Raw genomic sequence first — 18,794 nt, 5'->3', positions numbered from 1 at the left:
TTGATTAATTACCACTAAATTTGTTCATTCGTTCAATTGCTTGTTGGTAAGTAGTCATACAAGCAGCTCCAATATATTCAACACTTACTGCTGCAAAAGCAGAACTAAATAACGCAGCTTGTTTAATATCTTGACCATTAGCAATTTGAGCGGCTAGAGCTCCGTTAAAAGCATCACCTGCACCAGTTGTATCAACAGGATTCGCAGGAAAACAAGGGATCCAAGTTTTACTACAATGATCTGAAAGCAGTGAACCTTTAGCTCCCATAGTGATGATGATTTGCTTAACGCCTTTTTGGTGGAGATAATCTGCTGCACGTTCAGCGCTTTCTTTGTCGGTGACCTTTTGTCCAGTGAGTAGGTAAATTTCTGTTTCATTTGGTGTTAGTAAATCAACTTTTGATAATAATTCATCACTAACGGGTTGAAATGGTGCTGGATTTAAAATAGTAAATGCATTGCTTGCTATATCAATTACTTGGTTGATAGCTGAGAGATTATTCTCTAGTTGAACTAGTACAACATCTGCACATTTTATTGTTGGTTCACATTTTTTAATTTCTTCTTCAGTAACAATCATATTTGTTCCTGGATCGACAGAAATCATATTTTCAGCATTTTCCCCAGCAACATAAATTAATGCATTACCTGTAGCCCGTTCATTTGAGCTTAATATAGTTACTGCATTAAACCCTACTTCTTTGAGATGTCGACGAGCAAAATAACCAAAATCATCTTCTCCTATTTTTCCTATATAATGTACATTTGCTCCTGCTTTTAATGCTGCTGTTGCTTGATTCGCACCTTTTCCACCTGCAGAAATTTTACTTGATTTGGCAACTAATGATTCACCGGGCTCAGGAAAGCGATCTAAAAATGCTGTTATATCAAGATTAAAAGATCCGAAAACACAAACTTTTCCTTTCATTTAAATATCCTTTTACTATTTGATAGTTTGAATAGCGTTATTGATATCGGCCGTCATTTTTTTCCATGCCGCATCTAAAGATAGATTCTTCTTAAATAGCCCCGAGCTTCCCATGATCAGTATTTCTGCTCCACATGAGAGCAGTTGATGATAAGTATTGACATTACAAGAACCATCAACCTCAATTAGAAATTTAAAATTATTTTGGTGTTTTAAATCAGAAAGTTTTTTTATTTTTTGTAACATTTCTGGAATAAATGGTTGACCAGCATAACCTGGATCTACCGTCATTATGGTGATTTTATCGAGTAGATGAATGTATTGTGATATATACTCAATAGGCGTAGCTGGATTTATAACAACTCCTGCTTTTTTATCTAATTGATGAATATGATTAATGATCCTAAAAGCATTAGTATTTATTGTTTCTGCATGAGGACAAATGAAATCCGCACCTGCAGTTGCCATTTGATCAATAAAATCTGTAGGGTGCTCTACCATTAAATGGACATCGATTGGTATCGATGTGTGGGGTTTTATCTGTTCAATAAAAAAAGCTGAAAGCGTGATATTTTTAACAAAATGTCCATCCATGATATCAACATGCAAAAAGTCAGCATGTTGATTAAAAAATGTTAATTGTTCCTTTATATTAATTAAATCCATACACATTAGTGATGGGGAAATTTTATACTGCATAATTATTCTCCTTATTACTAGAACATCATTTTTATCTAGTTAAGAAGAGATATTTATTTAAGCTAATACGACTTCGACACTGTGCCAATCCATTTCTTTTTGTAGTAGTTTATCGATTTTTTTATCGGTAATTAGTACATCAATATCGCCTAAATTACATATTTTGGCGAAGGCATTTTGATTAAATTTGGTTGAATCAGCTAACACGATGACTTTTCTTGCTGTTAAAATCATTTGTTTTTTCAAATGAGCATGATATTCATTGTTGTCACTTAAACCATTATCAAAATCCAATCCATCGCAAGAAATAAATAATGTATCTATAGTAAATTCTGCCAACATCTTTTCGGTTAATGTTCCAACCATATCTTCATTTTTGGCAAAATAAGCACCGCCTAAAACGAAAATTTGAATTTGACTTTTAGCTGCTAATGTTTGAATAACATTTATGGAATGAGTGATAACTGTCATATCCACATTTGGAAGTTGTCGAGCTAAAAACCAGCAAGATGAACTACTGTCTAAAGCAATACGATCTGCATTATTTACAAATTGTAGTGCTTTTCTAGCGATTCGGGTTTTTACATCAGTATTTACTAAAATCCGTTGGCGGAAGGAACGATTACTATTTAATATGGAAGGCACTATAGGTTCACTAGAGAGAGTTGAGGCTAGTACTGCTCCTCCATGGCTGCGACGAATTAAATCCTTTTCCTCTAAAGCTCTCAAATCTCTGCGTAGTGTTTCTTTAGATACGGAACATAGTTTAGCCATATCATTTACTGTCAAACTATTATGTTGACTTAATAATTGAATGATCATTTGTTGCCGTTCTAGTATTAACATAATATCTCCTTAACTGCCTTACCATTTTAGCTTTGTGAAATTTAACATTTTGTGGATGGAATCTGTTTTGTCATTTGTTTTGTTTCATTATCAATAAAATGTGATAAAGGACACATTTATCTTATTGAATAGTTCTATACTTGATTAAATTTATTCATATTATTACCTGAAACAAAACAAATCGGTCAAAATCGGTAAATAAGATAATGTTTGTTTTTGACTGAATTTGACCGAATCTTTTTTGGTAAACTAATGGTAGTCTATTATGAAATGTATTGCTTATTAATAGGGATTATTTTTGCTAAAAATGTGAGCGAAGTACTTTTTTATTTGTATGGAGATATGATTTCTTGTAGTAATAAAAAACCCAGCTTAGCTGGGTTTTTTATTTAAAAGTAAAATTACTTAATTTTAGCTTCTTTATAAACAACGTGCTGACGAACAACAGGATCGTATTTTTTGATCTCCATTTTTTCAGGCATTGTTCTTTTATTTTTGCTAGTGGTATAAAAATGACCGGTACCAGCAGAAGAAACTAATCTAATTTTCTCACGTACACCTTTAGCCATGATATGGTTTCCTTATTAGTACTTTTCACCACGGGCACGAAGTTCAGCTAAAACTGCATCAATACCCTTTTTATCGATAGTTCGCATACCTTTAGCAGATATACGTAATTTTACAAAACGTTTTTCACTCTCAACCCAAAAACGGTGAGTTTGAAGATTTGGTAGAAAACGACGTTTAGTAGCATTCATCGCATGAGAACGATTATTTCCCACTAAAGGACCTTTTCCTGTTACTTGGCATACTCGTGACATGTCAATAATTCTCCGAAATTTCTATGCTTAAGCCTTGGGCGTAATATGTTAATGGAATTAACCTCGTCAGGCTTTTAGTTTGCTGCAGTTCTATTTGAGAAGCAGTCTAACCTCTCACACTACACCCATAATAATGAGGTAGCGAAGTATACGCTTTTACAGGTAAATTCTCAAGCATTATCTTATCTAAGCTTAAAAATAAGTTTTTAATTGAAAAAAATTAATAATTCTAAATTCATTATTATGACGAAATAATTATCTCATAATTTAGATTGTTTTTGTTCAATATAAAACGATTTAATCTTATAATAACTGTGTTTTAATACTATGGATTTTAAATTTCATCTATTAGTCTGAATTTATTTACTTTCAAGGAGATAGTATGAGTCAGTTTACGCCATATAGCATTTATGGCATTATCGGTTATCCTTTGGGGCATAGTATGAGCCCACTTATTCATACTACATCTTTCCAAGATTATGGTATTCCTGCCGTACTTGTACCTTTTCCTACACCACCAGAGGAAATTGCGACACTTTTTAAATCAGTACGATTACTAAATATCCGTGGTTTGTGCGTTACGATCCCTCACAAACAAACTATTATTCCTTATTTAGATGAAGTCACTGATCATGTTAAAAAAGCGGGTGCAGCTAATTTAGTTTATTGGGATGGTGATAAGCTTTGTGGCGATAACACCGATATTATTGGTTTTATGCAACCACTAGCGCAAAAAAAATTACCAGCTGAATATAAAAAAGTGTTAATACTTGGGGCGGGCGGTGCAGCACGTGCGGCGGTTGTTGGATTACAAGATCTTGGATATAGTGATATAACAGTTACCGATATTGTCACTGATTTACCCGAAGCATTAGCTAAAGAATTTAATCTTAAAACGGTAGCTTGGGCAGATAGAGATAAAGTTGAAGCACAAATTATTGTCAACTCTACTCCATTAGGTATGCAAGGTAAATTTGAAGATCAAACGCCTTATGAACAAGCATGGTTTAAAGGTAAAGGCATAGCTTACGATATTGTGTACACACCATATAACACGAAGTTTAGACAAGAAGCTGAAAAAGCAGGATGGGAATCGATTTCTGGACGTGAGATGTTTATTGGTCAAGCAAATGCTCAATTTAAAATTTGGACAGGAAAAGAGCTTTCAGATAGAGCAAAACAAGCTGTGATTGATGCTTTATCAGGTAAATAAAAGCTAAAAATTAACCATCTCATTCAATTGGGATGGTGACTGAATATTTAATCTTCATCTTAAAAATTTATTAAATCGGCTAAGATTGTTAAAGTGATTAATAAATTTAAAATGTGATTAAAAAGGAGTATTTATGACTAATTTAGAGTTACAAGCATTTCGCCGTTTTCTGATGCTAAAAGTATCAGAGGCAAGTGAGTATATCGGTAAAACGGACGTAAAAACTTGGCATGATTGGGAAAACGGAGTTTTACCGGTTCCTGAAAATGTCGCAACTACAATGAAAGAATTAAAAAATCTTCGTAGTGAAAAAATAAAACTGATTATCAATAGTATTAATGATCGTGTTGGAAGTAATACCATTCGATATTTCATGACATATCAAGAGTTTAAAAAAGTGAATCCTGAATTAGATGTGATTCAATGGCGATTGCATCAATCGATTGCTACTGAACTTTATTTTAGAGGTTTAGAAAAGTTGTGTTGATTGTTATGCTCAACGCTAGATTATGTTTAAAGAATGCTAGGTAAATTGAATTAAATTATTTACACTTTTTGGGATATTATTATTCATTAAATCATATGGATAATAAAATCAAATTGTAAAAAAATATTGCAAAAATAAAAATGAATCACTAGCATACATAAATAACTTATTTTAAGATCTGTATATCAAGAAGGGCCCAAAATGAAAAAAATAATTTTTTTAGTTGGCGCAAGAGCTGCTGGCAAAACAACAATGGGTAAAATGTTAGCCAAAGAGTTATCATTTTCTTTTATCGATACAGATTGTCATTTACTTGAAACCACGCAAAAAACGGTTGCTGAGATTGTAGAAAAAGAAGGTTGGGAAGGTTTTCGTGCTAGAGAAAGCCAAGTCCTTATTGATACCGCTAAGCCAAATCGCGTTATTGCAACTGGTGGCGGTATGGTATTAGCTGAGAAAAATCGACAGTTTATGAAGCAAAATGGTGTCGTCATATTTCTATCTGCGCCCGCTGAAATATTAGCAGCTCGCTTGATGAAAGATCCTAATATTGCTCAACGACCATCATTAACGGGTTTATCAATTTCTGACGAAATGGAGAAAGTTCTTGCTGAACGTTTGCCTTTATATCATGATGCTGCTCATCATATTGTAGATGTTGATCAAGATGAAAATTTAATTCTAAATCAAATGATTGAAAAACTGAAAAATCATTAACTCTACTTCTTTCATTATCTTCCATTAACTATTCGCTAAGCTATTTTTATAAAATAGTTTTATCTATTTTATGTTCTTGAATTTTTCAAAAAAGACTTGCCATTGGATAAAAAATAAATAAAAATACAAAAAATTTGAATAAATATTCATTTTGGGTGGTGGTGCGATGAAAGAAAGAACAACTGAACTCGTTGATGGTTTAAGGCATTCAGTACCTTATATTAATGCACATCAAGGCAAAACATTCGTTATTTTATTAACTGGTGCAGTTTTAAAAAGTAATAATTATGCAAGTATCATTAGTGACATTGGTTTATTACATAGCTTGGGTATTAAACTGGTCATTGTTAATGGTGCGCGTAACCAAATAGATGAATCACTGAAAAATCATAATATTAAACCTAAATACCATAAAAATACTCGGATCACTGATGGCCCAACTCTAGATGTAGTTAAACAGGTAACAGGGTTATTACAACTTAATATTACCGCCAGCTTATCAATGAGCTTAAATAATACACCTTTGCAAGGCGCACATATTAATGTGGTTAGTGGTAATTTTGTTATAGCACAACCATTAGGTGTTGATGATGGTGTTGATTATTGCCATACAGGTAAAATACGTCGAATTAATAACGAAGCAATAGATGAGCAATTAAATCGTGGTTCGATTGTACTATTAGGTCCTGTAGGTGTGTCAGTTACAGGTGAAAGTTTCAATTTATCGTCAGAAGATGTTGCAGCTGAAGTAGCTATTCGACTTAAAGCCGATAAACTAATCAGTTTTTGTGCAGAACAAGGTGTACTTGATGAACAAAATCATGTAATAACTGATCTGTTCCCAGTGGATGCTGATAATTATGTTAATCGCAAAGAAGAATGTGGTAAACACCTATCTAGTGAGGCTCGTTTTTTGCGTGCGGCATCCAAAGCATGTCGTAATGGCGTCCGCCGTAGCCATTTAGTTAGCTATTTAGTAGATGGCTCTATTTTGCAAGAACTGTTTTCTCGCGATGGTATTGGTACACAAGTTGCAATGGAACATTCAGAGCAAGTTCGCTTGGCAACAATCAATGATATAGGTGGGATATTGGAGCTGATTCGACCACTTGAAGAGCAGGGTATCTTAGTTAAACGTTCACGAGAACAATTAGAGATGGAAATTGACAAATTCACTATTATTGAACGTGATAATATGACAATTGGCTGTGCTGCGCTTTACCCTTATCCAGAAGAAAAAATGGGTGAAATGGCTTGTTTGGCGATTCATCCGCAATATAGAAACTCATCACGCGGTGATTTATTATTAGAAAAAATTTCAGAAAGTGCTAATAATTTAGGATTAGAAAAAATCTTTGTGCTTACCACTCGAAGCATTCATTGGTTTCGTGAAAAAGGTTTTAATCCAGCTGAAGTGGATGATCTACCAATTAAAAAGAAACAACTCTATAATTATCAAAGAAATTCAAAAATATTAATGTTTGATTTAATTTAAATTTATCGAGAAAAAGTCCGTTATAGCAACGGACTTTTTGATTAACTAAATAGCTTAACAATAAATTCAGTGATTAACGATAAGGATGTGAAATCAGGATCAGCAAAGGTTACACCTTCAACACCTAAAAATTTAAAGAGAGGTAATGCGAGGGCTGGCAACACACATAAAAGTAAACCATTAACGAAAGAGGCAATAACCGCTCCTCTTGCTCCACCTGTTGAGTTACCAAATATTGCTGCTGTTCCACCAGTGATGAAGCTTGCCATAATTCCGGGAATGATAATAGGTAAACCAATAAAAGGGAAAACAACCACACAAGCTATTTCAGTAAAGAAACTCACAATAAAACCAACTAATACACAATTTGGTGCTTTATCAAATAACACCATTGGATCGACCGCCGGTACACAACCAGGTGCGACAACTTGGGCAAATCCTTTAAAAGCTGGGATGATTTCTTCAGTAAAAATAGCGACCCCTTTTTTGGCAATATAGAGGCCTCCGGCAAAAATAGCTGATTGTTCCAACGCAAAAATAATAAACGTATTGTTTTTAAGTATCTCTTTCAAATACTCAGCGGATGAAAAAGCACCGGATAAGCATAGTAAAACAAACATGGTAATAAAAGTCGCAACATCTGATTGCCTTAAAAAGCTAAAACGATCATTTATTTTAATCTTTTCGATATCATTTTTTTTATTTCCTAGCCATTTACCTAAATAGGAACCTAATAAGTATGAAACTGTACCAGCATGGGCAATACAATAATCATTATTCCCTATTATTGTACGGCTAAATTTAGAGAGTAAAGTTGGAAATATCGCCATATAAAGGCCAATAATCATTGCGCCAGTTGCAACAATGATATAGCCATTATAGCCCATACCTTGTAAAACTGCGGTAAATGAAAATGCCATGAATAGCACTAAATGCAATGATAAATAAATCGATTTAAAGCGGGTAAATCTTGCTAATAGTAGATTAATTATCATCGCAAAAAAGAGGATAAAGGCGGCACTAGTACCAAGTGATTCCATCGTCAATGCGGTAATGGCTTCATTACTTGGTACGACCCCATGCATTCCAAATGCATGAGTAAACATGTTACTGAACATAATTAACACGCCACCTAAGATTTTTCCACCCGTTTTAATTAACACAAAACCAATAAATGAAAGTAGTGTGCCAGTAATAATTTTAGAAAGTTTTGCTCTCTGTAGTACCAATCCTATGAACGCAACTAATGCAATAATGATAGCAGGCTGACCAAATATATTTAGAAAAAGATCCATGTTTTTGCTCCAAATTTAATAACAAAACTTAAGATCATTATAATTAAAACAGCGTTCCAAATCGTGTTTTGGATCACAAATTAACAAATGAAATATGCAAATAATCAATTGGTAGCAAATTATTGATCTTGATTATGGAACATTAATTAAACTTTTTAGTTGATGATTTTCTGGGTTGATTGACGTTTATTTGTAAAAATAATTGAGGAGTCTATACCATTTCATTAAGTTTTGAGTTCTATATTGAATTACTTAATTTACATTGAACGGATAAAAATCATTTTAGAGGCGAGCTTTTAAAGTCAAAACAATTAATGAGAGATCACGTTGTGGTAAAAAGAAAAATTAAAAAACAGCATAATGAACAAGAGTGTGATGTCTTGCTTGCGCTTAGTCGATTTTGATTTCACGGAAATTAATGATAGGTAATGCACTTTCTAGCGAAGATCAATGAACTATTCTGTAGTTCTTCAAGTAAATTTAATAAGATTATTTATTGCGTTAATTTTGAGTCAGAAATATAAGCGTTACCTGTTTTGTTTGTCGGTTTGACAGTTTCAATTGGTAACGCTCTAGTTTGTGAATTTTTTATTAGCTCAAATCTGAGCCACCAAATTACTATTGATGAGTAATATGACTTCCTTTTTCTTTAATAATATCTGCTCCTTTTTCTACATTAATTTTAGTGTGACTAAACTCAACTGATGCGTTACGAATTTTAAAACCATTTTCCGCTTCAATATTGATGTTTGAAAATCTAATATTATTGAATGGCTTTTCTGGTGTTCCAATAATAAAACCAGCGTAATTACTTTTACCTTTTACAGTAAGATTATTGAAGCTAATGTTATTGAAGTATGGGGTTTGTTTATGCTCTTTTGGTTGTTCAGTATCCGCAGGATAAATCTGATCGCCTAACATAAATCCACCAGCAAATTCACCTTCTTGTAACGCTTTAATTTTTGCATCTTTTGTTGTTGGGCCGCCTTTATAATAAGCTGACAAAACAATTGGCGTTTTTACATTGACCATTGTTGTATTGTTATACTCAATATCTTTAACTTCACCACCTTTGCCTCTTGGCGATTTGATTCGAATACCATACATCGCATCGGTAAAGGTATTATTTTCTGCCAGTAAATTGCTCACACCGCCATATGTTTCTGAACCAATAGATAATCCACGACCGAGCATAAAGTTATTATCTGCAATATAAAAATCATGGCTAAGGTTGTTTACAGTTGATTTAATGGCAACATGGTCATCACCCACACTTATTGTGTTTTTTGTAATACTGACTCTTCTACTATCCATTGGATCAATGGCATCCGTGTTTTGCCACCAAGCTGGAGCGGATATTGTTGTTTTATTAATTGTAATATCTTCCACATTTTTAAAAACAATATGAAAACTTGGCGAATTTTGTATTGTGACGCCTTCAACTAAAATATTGTTAGCGTTTTTAAATAAAAGTAGACGTGGGCGATTTGTTGGTCCCTTTTTTCCGGCTTGACGAGTCTCGGCGCGGTATTTTTCTAAAAGCGTTGAACCTTGCCCATCAATAATTCCTTCACCGGTGATAGCAATATTTTTTTCTTCTGCAATATTAATAAACCCAATCCATTGTTTTGTTAGTGGTAATGATTCATCTGATGATGACCATTTTTTTTGTTCTTCTGAAGGATGATATGCACTTTCCTCTGCTGAAGCTTGTACTACCGCCCCTTTTTCTAAATGAAATTCAATATTACTTTTTAAAAATAGAGGTTCAGATAGGTAATAACCCGCAGGAACAATAACTTTACCACCGCCATTTTGCGCACAATCATTAATAGCGGTTTGAAATGCTTTTGTATCATACCAAATACCTGTTGCTTCAGCGCCATAATCTCTGACATTACATTGTTTATTAGGAATATTAAGTTTGTCCAAAGTAACTGGAACAAATGGTGGTGAAGCTATAACAGCGAAACTAGCGGTAAGGGTGAGTAAACTAATAGATAATCCATTTTTTATAATTAAACGATACATGTTTTTTCCTTAATGAAGAATAAAAAAGATGAAGTATAAAAATGATTATCTAGGTTAATAGTCTAAGAATCTGTTAATAGAGTCACAAATTTAAAAAATAATTTATAAAAATTGAAATGGCGTTTTAATTTACGCAGGTATCAGCTTTTTTATGAGATCAATTAACTAATTGATTTGCCATTTCATCACTAATGACTAATACATCAATATAATTTGCATTTAATGCAGCGATTAAACTGTTAAGCTTTTCAGCGTCGCCACTTGCACATATTTTTAGAGGGATTTTTTTTAAATTTTCTAACGTCATGCCAATAATTTGATCATGGAATGGCGTTTGTAATTCTTTACCATTTTTGTCATAAAATCGCGATAAAATGTCGCCGACAATTTTTCTGTTAGTAATTTTTTGAAAAAGTTCACCATAAAAACCATACCAAATTGAGCTTTTGGATATAGCTGGACAACCAATACTAAATAAAGCAACTGTGATCTTATTCCACCAATCATTGAGTTCTTTCATGTGTTGAGTTTTTTCAATTTCAGTTTTTAAATTAGCGGTATCAACGATAGCGGGGTAATCAATTAATATTGCTTTACTTTTAAGTTTATCGGAAAGTTTACAAGCTATATTATTTACGTGGTATTTTGTTTCGATCTTGCCAGAAGGGCCACCAATCATTGGTACGATGGTAACATTTTCAAATGTAGCATTATCATTTTTTAAACTATTCACAATATAATTGATCGAGCGTCCCCAGGACACACCAATCACATCATTATCGGTAATATTTTTGAGTAGGACACTTGCTGCCACATTACAAACAATCTGATTTTTACTTTCATTGTCTATATCAGTGTTGACGGGTACAACAATGACTTGTTTTAAATGATATTTATTACAAATTTTTTCTTCTAACGCTATATCAGGCAACAGATTATAATTAATCGAAATTGAAACAATGCCTAGCTCGCGTATTGTTTTTAACATTCGACTAATGCTTGAGCGATGTATGTTAACTATTTTTGCTATTTCGGACTGTGTTTTATTCTCTTCATAATACAATTGAGCAATCTTAATTAACATCTTATGCTGTTCAAACTCGTCGTTGCTAAAATTTTGATTAATCATAGTAGCGTTATCTTATTATCTTTAGTTATTAAAAAACTCCATATTTTTATTCAAATCAAGATGTCACAAATAAATGTCATCTTGATTTGAATAAAGTATAAATCAAGAATCAATATCAGGAAAATAATTTAAAACATAATCTTCAGCTTCTTTTGACCAAATACCATTATTTTTAGAGAGTATTTTTTGTAAAGTAATATCATCCGCATTTTTATCTAATGATTCTATGCATTTAAGATCAAATTTTTTGTGGGTATAAACTAATTTTTTTCCACCTTTAATTTGGTCCTGTATTTGGGTGACTTTACTTGCTTGATCGATACCCATAATATGAGATACGATTTTTGCCACGTCTACTGAACCTGATTCGATTAGTTTCACCGCTTCTCGCATATCATTAGTATTACCGCCTGAAGTGCCAACGATATGGGTAAAGTTATAATGAACATCGTAAAAATTAATTTCAGCCGAAAAGTTTTTATCTTGGGGGCCAGCAAAAAAGTTAAGGCAACCGTCAATCGCTAATAGTTGAGAGGCGAGTTGAATTAACTCTTGAGACGGTAAGAAAACAAAAACATCATCAAAACTTCCTGTGGTGGATTTATCTTTTAATAATTTCGCTTGATCATCGACATTAGAAATATCTACAAATTCTAATTCAATACCATTACGAGATTGATAAAGGGTTTTTAGATGTTCTATTTTCTCTTTGCTACGCCCAGTTACGACAACCTTTTTAGGTGCGATGGGTCCCCCTAATGCATAATCTATTGCTAGCATACCCATAGGGCCCGTACCACCTAAAATAATCAGATTACCATTAGGCTTTATGCCCATAATATGTTCATAACTATTTGGCTTTAAATGAAAATTAGCATTGAATGCCCCAATGATACACGACAATGGTTCAATTAATGCACCTTCGAAATAAGTTTGTCCATCATAAGGAATCAAACAGTCTTGTTTTAGTACATCATGGTTAATTATCATGTAAGTTGCACAACCACCAGTATAAGGATAAGAATAACCTACGCAATATGGGCTATCAGAAAGTTGTAAATTGGCCTGAACGACATATTTTTGTCCTGGTTTGAATTTATGTTGCCATTTTTTACCCACTTGTATAATTTCACCGCAGCATTCGTGTCCAATAATAATGGGGTTATTTTTTAAGTCGGGTGGCGTTTTTTTATGATTTTCACCTTGATTGACTAATTTTAATGAAGACATACACATACTATCTACAATGACTGTAACTAGAATTTCATCATCAGTAATTTCAGGAAGTTGAAATGACTCCAATCGCAAATCATTTTTTCCATACAGTCTAACTGCTTGAGTTTTCATATATTCCTCTAATTCTCTAATTTGGTTAAATTTATTTAGGAAAAGGTTTAAAGCGTTTTTATTTCAAGAAATCAAATTACTATTAATAAAGTACTCGGTAATTGCTTTAAACCTTTTTATTCATTTTCAACGGTCAATTTTTTATTTCTTTAACGCTTTAACCTTTAGCAAGAATACCTAAACCATAGCCAATAATACCTACCGCAAATAATGCAAAGATTAAAATTATTGGACTGACTTTTTTCCTTAACAATTTCATCATCAAAAGTGTTAACGCTAATGGCAATAATCCTGGTACAAGGTCATTGAGAATGCCTTGTACTGTCATAATGACCTCTTCTCCATTCATGCCGGTCGTTTGGGATACAATAAGTGGGACATTTATGGAGGTCCATTTTGTGACTAAGACACCCATGATAAATAGGCCTAAAATCGTTGCGCCTTCTGTTAATTTTGGAAGAATATTACCTGAAAGATCTTTAACAATTCCGATTCCTTTAGATAATCCATACGTTAATCCATACCATTTCATGGCAAGTCGAATTAAGTTAAATAAGACAAAAAACAGTAATGGCCCAGCTATATTTCCGGTTAGTGCTAGTGATGCCCCAAGCGCAGCAGTTATTGGACGTAAGGTTCCCCAAACTAATGGATCACCCACTCCCGCTAACGGTCCCATTAAACCAACTTTTAAACTGTTAATTGTGCCATCAGAGATATCAGCACCATTTGCTCTAGCTTCTTCCATTGCCATGGTAACGCCTATAACGGGTCCACACATTGCTGGAGTCGTATTGAAAAACGTTAGATGTCTTTTTAATGCTTCACGTTGCTCCTCTTTGGTTTTGTATACTCGTTTGATTGTAGGAATCATATCCACACAAAAAGCTAAGGCATGAATTCGTTCATAGTTGAAAGATGCTTGTTGAAAATTAGATCGAATAAATGTACTAACAATATCTTTCTTTTGAATGGTATTTAACATTTCTTTCATAATAGAATCCTTATTTATTAATCGTCTAACTCGTCATCAGCAATGATTGAATTTGCCACAATACTTTTTTCGCTATTTTTAGTCGTGTTAAACTTTGAATTTAATTGGACATAAATGGTGGCAAAAATAACGCCTAAAATACCGAATGAGAGTAAACTGAAGTTTAAGTAACCTCCAAGAACAAAGCCTAAATAGAAGAAAGGTGCTAAATATTTAACCATCATCATGTTTAATACCATTGCATAACCAACTACCACAATAAATCCACCTGCAACAGCAAGACCACCAGTAACAATATCTGGCAACATGCTTAATAAGGTGTTAACGGTATTGGCATCAACATAAATGGCGACCAATGTTGCTGGTATTGCTACTCGTAAAGCTTGTACAAAAAGCGCGCTATAATGTAAAAGTTCTATTTTTTTGAATTGAACTTTTTCTGCGGCATTATCAGCTTCATGTTGGAAGACAACCGTGATTGTTCTTGCAAATACCGTTAGAACTTGACCCGCTGCTGCAACGGGGAGGGCGATTGCGATTCCAGTTTGAATATCTTGTTTACCTACTACAACTAATATCGCGGATATAACACTAGCCAGTGCTGAATCAGGTGATTGTGCCGCACCAATATTCATCCAGCCTAATGCAATCAATTCAAGCGTACCACCTAAAATGATACCTGTTTTTATATCACCTAATATTAAGCCTATGACGGTACAGGCAATTAATGGGCGATGAGTTTGAAACTCATCAAGCACACTTCCCATACCTGCTATACAAGAGAAGATGAATATTAATACAATTTGAAATAATGAAATTTCCATTTTTGCCTCCTTGTTTATTCCTATTAATTAATAGGGAATTCTTGTTCAAGCAGCTTGATAAAATCGACGTTAGGATCGGTAATTACCACTTTTAAGCAAAGATCAACTCCCATCTCATGCATCTTTCTAAATGCAGATACATCGTTTTCATCTACTGACACCGCTTTAGTAATCTGCTTTTTACCTGCTTTGAAAGACATACCACCAATATTGATACTCTTAATTGGTACACCTTGTTCGATTAATCGCAGAATATCGGTTGGATTGGTAAAAAGATAAAACACGGTATCGTTTTCATATTTTGGGTTTTTATAAACCGCTGCCGCTTTTTCAATACTCACAACAGAAACTTTAATTCCAGGAGGTGCAGCTTGTTTAACTAATGTGGCTCGGATTTCGTCATTAGCAACTTCATCACTAACAACAATGATTCTTTCTGCTTTTGCTTCTTTGGTCCAAACTGTTGTGACTTGACCATGTATTAAACGGTCATCAATGCGTACTAAATTTATAATCATTTAAAGTTCCTCTTCTTCAGCGATATTTTTAGCTATTTTTTTGAAAGATTTGATGAAATCGGATTTCATGTCATTAAGTTGTTCAAAAGTTTCTTCAAGGCTAATTGAAGAGTAATCAAGATGTAATAACGCTAAACAAAGTGGTAAAGATAAACCACTGATGACTTCGATGTTTTCTGATTGCATTGCCAACATTGCCGCTGCGTTATAAGGGCTACCTGAAAAAATATCAGTAATAATGATGAATGGTTGCTCAGTTGATTGATTAATAATTTTTAGATATTTGTCTTTTAATGTCTCAATACCATCACCTAACTGAAAAGTAATAGCCCGTACATTTGGATACTCACCAGCTATCATTTCAATGCTATTTTTCATTTCCACGGCAATGTTTCCATGACCAGCTAATATAAAGTTCATCTCACACCTCTTTCACAAATTCTCTTGTTGCTTCACAAATGTTTTAATGAATTTATATGCACAAATGCTCAAAGTAAATCACTAATGTGCAAAAATGTGACGTAGATTTGATTTTCTTGCAAAATAAAAGAAATGGTTTTTTTCTTAACGAAAAAAGGAGTATTTTGTAAGGCTAAAAAAATAAGGGTGATTGAAATTAAATGATCATTTCTTCTTAACTTAAATGATCAATGGAATTCTGTAGGATTTGTGAAGTAAATGACTTTTTAAGATAGAACCCTCTTGGGCGAGTTAAAATAATCTCGCCATTTTCACCAATGGCTTCAGTTAAAGCTTTTCCATTGGCAGCTTTAGGTCTGATCTGTAAATAGGTGCCATACCGCGCGGTGATTTTTTCAACTTGACCAAGTGCTATCATATCCATTAATTCTTGCCAATCTTGTTTAAGTTGTTGCTCTTGTTCTAAAGTTGGTGTCCAAAGTATTGGTTTTCCAACTTTTCTTTCTGCAAGAGGTATACTTCTTTCCCCTTCAATCGGGATCCAAAGTACTTTGCTAAGCTTGTATTTAACATGGCTGGTTTCCCAAATCACACCGTGATTAGCCATTAAAGGAATAACACTAACAAAAGTAGTTTCTAATGGTTTACCTTCTTTATTGACTGGAATTGTTTTTAGTTCAATGCCTAAATTAGAAAAGTCTTGTTCTGCTTTACTGCCGGCATTCGCACCAAGATAAGTTTCAATCAGATTGCCTACCCATCCTTTTTGTTTATTAAGATTAGCAGGGATAGGAATATTGACATATTGAGCTATCTCAGCAAAGCTATAGCCAGCGGCCATTTCTGCTCGATTCAATAACTCTTGTTCATTAGAAGGATAAAAGTTTAGCATCTGTTTCGAATAAATTTAATAATATCCACAATCAATTATATTGGTTGTGGATATTAAAATAAATCATTATTAACTTAGCTGTTCAACCCATTTAGCATAACTTTCAATGATTGATGAAAGAAAAGACTTGGTTTTTTCGTTAATATTGCCACTTTCATCAAAAGCTGTACCAATATTACCGATATAAGCTTCCGGTTGTTGTAGGGTAGGCATATCAAGAAAAACTAAAGATTGTCGTAAATGATGATTAGCACCAAAGCCACCAATAGCGCCTTGTGATACAGAGACCACAGCAGCTGGTTTTTTAGACCAAACACTTTTACCATAAGGGCGTGATCCAACATCAAGTGCATTTTTTATGACAGCGGGTAATCCGCGATTGTATTCTGGTGTAACAAAAATCACACCATCACAATTGGCAATTTCTTGGCGAAAACGATTATAGGATTGTGGCGGTGTATCAGTATCAATATCTTCGTTATATAAAGGTAAATCACCGATTTGGATGATATTTAGTGAAAGTGATGATGGCGCAATTTGTTGAAAAACTTTGGCTACTTTTAAGTTATAGGAATCTTTGCGTAAACTACCAACAAGTACTGCAATTTTTTTACTCATTTTTGGTTCCTCTTAAATTGAAAATAAGAGACACCATGAGTGTCTCTTATTTATGATAATTACAGAACTTCACAGAGCTTTAGTGTCCTGATGAGTCCATTCTACGACCTGTTTCAAATAGGAACCATGCGCGTCTTTCAGTTTGATCAATCCACTCTTCAATTAAACTAGCTGTTGCGGTATCGTTATATTTGTCACAGATATCATGTGCTACGCGCATACGTTCTGTAAGTTTGATGTTATCTTGACAAAGTTCAGCAAGCATATCTGATGGTTCAACAAAATCAGCATTGTTGTCTGAAATACTTTGTAATTTAGAAATATGACCAATTGAACGTAAAGTCGTTCCGCCTAATTTACGTACACGTTCAGCAATTGGATCTGTCATTGCAAATAGTTCTTCACCATGGTCATCTAACATTAAATGATAATCACGGAAATGTGGACCGCTGACATGCCAGTGGAAGTTTTTAGTTTTTAAATATAGAGCAAACACATCTGCTAATACAGAGTTCATTGCGCCAGAAATATCTTTTGAAGCTTTTTGGCCTAAATCAGTTGGAAATAAAATTGCAGATTGCTGTAATCTTTTGGCAGAACTTACATTTTTTAAAACTTTTGGAGCTGTTGATGATTTCGAAGCCGTTGTGCTTTTTTTAGTAGTACTTTTAGCCATGTAATATTCTCCTATAGGTGAATTAAATGATTATTTAACAAACACCAAATTACGCCAACTCTTTATTAAAGTCCAATCAAAATGAGCTATTTTTAACTATTACTGCTATATCAACTATCTATGAATGATTAATTACCCTATTTTTTTCTATTGTTTAAAATATTTCTTTCAAAATAAAAGAAAATGTTTCAAATTGTGATCCAGTTAAAGTTTTTTTGATTTCATAATTGTTAATATTTCTTTGCAATTTAAATCAATAGGAGAAAATATGATTGATACAATTTCATTTGGAGCCGAGTGGTTTATCGGTTTATTCCAAGAAGGCGGTAAAGTGTTAGTCGGGATGGTCACCTCGATTTTACCTTTATTAATTTCATTGTTAGTAGTTATGAATGCGGTCATTAAATTTATTGGACAAGATCGTATTGAACGTTTAGCTCAAGCTTGTGCGGGTAACCCTGTTTCACGTTATTTATTACTTCCTTTAATTGGTACATTTGTATTTTGTAATCCGATGACACTAAGCTTAGGTCGCTTTATGCCAGAGTTTTACAAACCTAGCTATTATGCAGCATCCTCTTATAGCTGCCACTCAATGAATGGTTTATTTCCACATGTAAATCCTGGCGAACTTTTTGTTTATTTAGGGGTTGCTGCTGGATTAACTACATTAAATTTACCATTAGGTCCATTAGCTGTTAGTTATTTCCTTGTCGGCTTAGTTACTAACTTCTTTAGAGGTTGGATTACTGACTTTTGTACAGCCATTTTTGAGAAAAAAATGGGAATTAAACTAGATAGAAAAGTTCATTTATAACAATTATCTATCACGATATAAGGAAAA

General features: G+C 33.6%; 21 protein-coding genes. 5 read left to right on the top strand and 16 right to left on the bottom strand.

All coding sequences use genetic code 11. The annotated features are described in order from the left end of the window. Positions 1–4 precede the first annotated feature (4 nt). The 5 genes from J3U23_RS10765 to rpmB form a co-directional block, all read right to left on the bottom strand. On the bottom strand, positions 5–928 hold the full coding sequence (locus J3U23_RS10765; protein ID WP_065735017.1) for a ribokinase: 924 nt from the start codon (positions 926–928) through the stop codon (positions 5–7). Positions 929–943: 15 nt separating this feature from the next. Further along, positions 944–1,627, bottom strand: a complete 684-nt coding sequence (gene alsE, locus J3U23_RS10760) for a D-allulose 6-phosphate 3-epimerase (RefSeq protein ID WP_065735018.1) — start codon at positions 1,625–1,627, stop codon at positions 944–946. A 57-nt stretch (positions 1,628–1,684) separates the two neighbouring features. Further along, positions 1,685–2,473 (bottom strand): DeoR/GlpR family DNA-binding transcription regulator, encoded by a 789-nt coding sequence (locus J3U23_RS10755; protein WP_065735019.1) that lies wholly within the window; start codon positions 2,471–2,473, stop codon positions 1,685–1,687. Positions 2,474–2,874: 401 nt separating this feature from the next. Then, entirely contained in the window at positions 2,875–3,042 is a 168-nt protein-coding gene (rpmG, locus tag J3U23_RS10750) for a 50S ribosomal protein L33 (protein ID WP_034884348.1), read from the bottom strand. Positions 3,043–3,057: 15 nt separating this feature from the next. Then, positions 3,058–3,294 carry a 50S ribosomal protein L28 gene (gene rpmB / locus J3U23_RS10745; protein ID WP_025314527.1) on the bottom strand — a complete coding sequence of 79 codons (237 nt, stop codon included), beginning with the start codon at positions 3,292–3,294 and terminating at the stop codon, positions 3,058–3,060. A gap of 382 nt (positions 3,295–3,676) precedes the next feature. Between rpmB and aroE the strand changes: the two genes are divergently transcribed. The 4 genes from aroE (at position 3,677) to argA (ending at position 7,206) form a co-directional block, all read left to right on the top strand. Next, positions 3,677–4,507, top strand: coding sequence for a shikimate dehydrogenase (gene aroE, locus J3U23_RS10740; RefSeq protein ID WP_065735020.1), 831 nt, complete (start codon positions 3,677–3,679; stop codon positions 4,505–4,507). A gap of 133 nt (positions 4,508–4,640) precedes the next feature. Continuing rightward, positions 4,641–4,994, top strand: coding sequence for a DUF1870 family protein (locus J3U23_RS10735; RefSeq protein ID WP_065561983.1), 354 nt, complete (start codon positions 4,641–4,643; stop codon positions 4,992–4,994). Positions 4,995–5,195: 201 nt separating this feature from the next. Further along, the gene (aroL, locus tag J3U23_RS10730) at positions 5,196–5,711 is read left to right on the top strand and encodes a shikimate kinase AroL (RefSeq protein WP_065561984.1); all 516 of its coding nucleotides are present in this window, start codon (positions 5,196–5,198) and stop codon (positions 5,709–5,711) included. 166 nt (positions 5,712–5,877) lie between these two features. After that, entirely contained in the window at positions 5,878–7,206 is a 1,329-nt protein-coding gene (argA, locus tag J3U23_RS10725) for an amino-acid N-acetyltransferase (protein ID WP_065735021.1), read from the top strand. Positions 7,207–7,247: 41 nt separating this feature from the next. Here argA and J3U23_RS10720 read toward each other — a convergent pair whose 3' ends face one another. The 11 genes from J3U23_RS10720 to J3U23_RS10670 form a co-directional block, all read right to left on the bottom strand. After that, positions 7,248–8,501, bottom strand: a complete 1,254-nt coding sequence (locus J3U23_RS10720) for a PTS ascorbate transporter subunit IIC (protein WP_267332357.1) — start codon at positions 8,499–8,501, stop codon at positions 7,248–7,250. A gap of 618 nt (positions 8,502–9,119) precedes the next feature. Next, on the bottom strand, positions 9,120–10,532 hold the full coding sequence (locus J3U23_RS10715; protein ID WP_267339226.1) for a glycoside hydrolase family 28 protein: 1,413 nt from the start codon (positions 10,530–10,532) through the stop codon (positions 9,120–9,122). Positions 10,533–10,689: 157 nt separating this feature from the next. Further along, on the bottom strand, positions 10,690–11,661 hold the full coding sequence (locus J3U23_RS10710; protein WP_267339225.1) for a sugar-binding transcriptional regulator: 972 nt from the start codon (positions 11,659–11,661) through the stop codon (positions 10,690–10,692). 102 nt (positions 11,662–11,763) lie between these two features. Beyond that, the gene (locus J3U23_RS10705; RefSeq protein ID WP_220225567.1) at positions 11,764–13,008 is read right to left on the bottom strand and encodes a zinc-binding dehydrogenase; all 1,245 of its coding nucleotides are present in this window, start codon (positions 13,006–13,008) and stop codon (positions 11,764–11,766) included. Positions 13,009–13,165: 157 nt separating this feature from the next. Then, on the bottom strand, positions 13,166–14,002 hold the full coding sequence (locus J3U23_RS10700; protein WP_267330940.1) for a mannose/fructose/sorbose PTS transporter subunit IID: 837 nt from the start codon (positions 14,000–14,002) through the stop codon (positions 13,166–13,168). 17 nt (positions 14,003–14,019) lie between these two features. Beyond that, entirely contained in the window at positions 14,020–14,826 is an 807-nt protein-coding gene (locus tag J3U23_RS10695; RefSeq protein ID WP_065561990.1) for a PTS mannose/fructose/sorbose transporter subunit IIC, read from the bottom strand. Positions 14,827–14,849: 23 nt separating this feature from the next. Then, on the bottom strand, positions 14,850–15,344 hold the full coding sequence (locus J3U23_RS10690; RefSeq protein WP_065561991.1) for a PTS system mannose/fructose/N-acetylgalactosamine-transporter subunit IIB: 495 nt from the start codon (positions 15,342–15,344) through the stop codon (positions 14,850–14,852). Further along, a complete protein-coding gene (locus J3U23_RS10685) occupies positions 15,345–15,764 on the bottom strand; it encodes a PTS sugar transporter subunit IIA (protein WP_065561992.1) in 420 nt (139 codons plus the stop codon). It abuts the gene before it with no gap. Between the two features lie 214 nt (positions 15,765–15,978). Next, positions 15,979–16,656 (bottom strand): DNA mismatch repair endonuclease MutH, encoded by a 678-nt coding sequence (mutH, locus tag J3U23_RS10680; RefSeq protein ID WP_176701504.1) that lies wholly within the window; start codon positions 16,654–16,656, stop codon positions 15,979–15,981. 69 nt (positions 16,657–16,725) lie between these two features. Continuing rightward, positions 16,726–17,274 (bottom strand): NADPH-dependent FMN reductase, encoded by a 549-nt coding sequence (locus tag J3U23_RS10675; protein ID WP_065735025.1) that lies wholly within the window; start codon positions 17,272–17,274, stop codon positions 16,726–16,728. Between the two features lie 79 nt (positions 17,275–17,353). Beyond that, positions 17,354–17,950, bottom strand: coding sequence for a Dps family protein (locus tag J3U23_RS10670; protein WP_081299444.1), 597 nt, complete (start codon positions 17,948–17,950; stop codon positions 17,354–17,356). A gap of 268 nt (positions 17,951–18,218) precedes the next feature. Here J3U23_RS10670 and srlA point away from each other — a divergent pair, with 268 nt between their 5' ends. Then, a complete protein-coding gene (gene srlA, locus J3U23_RS10665; RefSeq protein WP_065561995.1) occupies positions 18,219–18,767 on the top strand; it encodes a glucitol/sorbitol-specific PTS transporter subunit IIC in 549 nt (182 codons plus the stop codon). Positions 18,768–18,794 lie beyond the last annotated feature (27 nt).

It is taken from the genome of Gilliamella sp. B3367, from assembly GCF_026536825.1.
In the GTDB taxonomy this organism is placed as follows: Bacteria; Pseudomonadota; Gammaproteobacteria; order Enterobacterales; family Orbaceae; genus Gilliamella; species Gilliamella apicola_E.
Note: the sequence above shows the minus strand (reverse complement) of the source record. Positions and strands in the feature narration are given on the sequence as shown.